Source organism: Janthinobacterium sp. SUN118, from assembly GCF_030397695.1.
Lineage (GTDB): Bacteria > Pseudomonadota > Gammaproteobacteria > Burkholderiales > Burkholderiaceae_D > Janthinobacterium.
This window is the reverse complement of sequence record NZ_JAPUBV010000010.1, coordinates 1-1,409: the sequence shown is the minus strand read 5'-3', so window position 1 is coordinate 1,409 and position 1,409 is coordinate 1. Positions and strand designations below refer to the sequence as shown.

The 1,409-nt window shown below is 49.5% G+C and carries 2 tRNA genes and 2 rRNA genes; all 4 read left to right on the top strand.

The features are described from left to right. Positions 1-103, top strand: a 16S ribosomal RNA gene (locus O0880_RS28065); the annotation flags it as partial. Between the two features lie 98 nt (positions 104-201). Next, positions 202-278 (top strand) — tRNA-Ile (locus O0880_RS28060). A gap of 63 nt (positions 279-341) precedes the next feature. After that, a tRNA-Ala gene (locus O0880_RS28055) sits at positions 342-417 on the top strand. A 261-nt stretch (positions 418-678) separates the two neighbouring features. Then, positions 679-1,409 (top strand): 23S ribosomal RNA (locus O0880_RS28050); the annotation flags it as partial.

The window sequence follows — 1,409 nt, the reverse complement described above, 5'->3', positions numbered from 1 at the left end:
TAGCTTAACCGTAAGGAGGGCGCTTACCACGGTAGGATTCGTGACTGGGGTGAAGTCGTAACAAGGTAGCCGTATCGGAAGGTGCGGCTGGATCACCTCCTTTCTAGAGTTTGCACGAATCAGCAATGATTCACGCATCAAATGTTCACACTTATCGGCTGTTAGTAAGAGAAGAAACAGTAGTCGTAGTAGCACCGCGTTGGGGCTGTAGCTCAGCTGGTTAGAGCACCGTGTTGATAACGCGGGGGTCGTTGGTTCGAGTCCAACCAGCCCTACCAGTAAAAACAAACCCGGGGGTAAGGTGGACGCTAGTCCAGCCAGACCTGCCAGTAACACACCCAGGGGGATTAGCTCAGCTGGGAGAGCACCTGCTTTGCAAGCAGGGGGTCGTCGGTTCGATCCCGTCATCCTCCACCACGTTTTACCCGAAAGTGCAAACGTAAGCCGGTCAACAAGACTTGGGTTTAGGTTTGATCTTTTAGCGATCAAAGCTGTTTCGTTCTTTAACAATCTGGAAGAAGTAAAGATTATTTATTGATTGAGTCTATACATGTAGCAATACATGAGGCGGCTCAATGGGTAATGATTGTATGTATCAACAAACAAGCAACAACGTTGTACTTTCTTATCCCTGTAACGCTCTTTGATGATTTCGATTATCAGAGGCTAACGTTATAGGGACAAGCGAATAAGTGCACATGGTGGATGCCTTGGCGATTACAGGCGATGAAGGACGTAGTAGCTTGCGATAAGCTGCGGGGAGTGAGCAAACACACTTTGATCCGCAGATTTCCGAATGGGGCAACCCACCCTTTTAGGGTATTGCATACTGAATACATAGGTATGCAAGGCGAACGCGGCGAACTGAAACATCTAAGTAGCTGCAGGAAAAGAAATCAACCGAGATTCCCAAAGTAGCGGCGAGCGAAATGGGAAGAGCCTGTACGTGATAGTCGGACCGATAACAGAATCCTCTGGAAATAGGAGCCATAGCGGGTGATAGCCCCGTATGTGAAATCGGACCGGTGGTACTAAGCGTACGACAAGTAGGGCGGGACACGTGACATCCTGTCTGAATATGGGGGGACCATCCTCCAAGGCTAAATACTCGTAATCGACCGATAGTGAACCAGTACCGTGAGGGAAAGGCGAAAAGAACCCCGGAAGGGGAGTGAAATAGATCCTGAAACCGTGTGCATACAAACAGTAGGAGCGGACTTGTTCCGTGACTGCGTACCTTTTGTATAATGGGTCAGCGACTTACATTCAGTGGCAAGGTTAACCGAATAGGGAAGCCGTAGAGAAATCGAGTCCGAATAGGGCGATCAGTCGCTGGGTGTAGACCCGAAACCAAGTGATCTACTCATGGCCAGGATGAAGGTGCGGTAACACGCCCTGGAGGTCCGAAC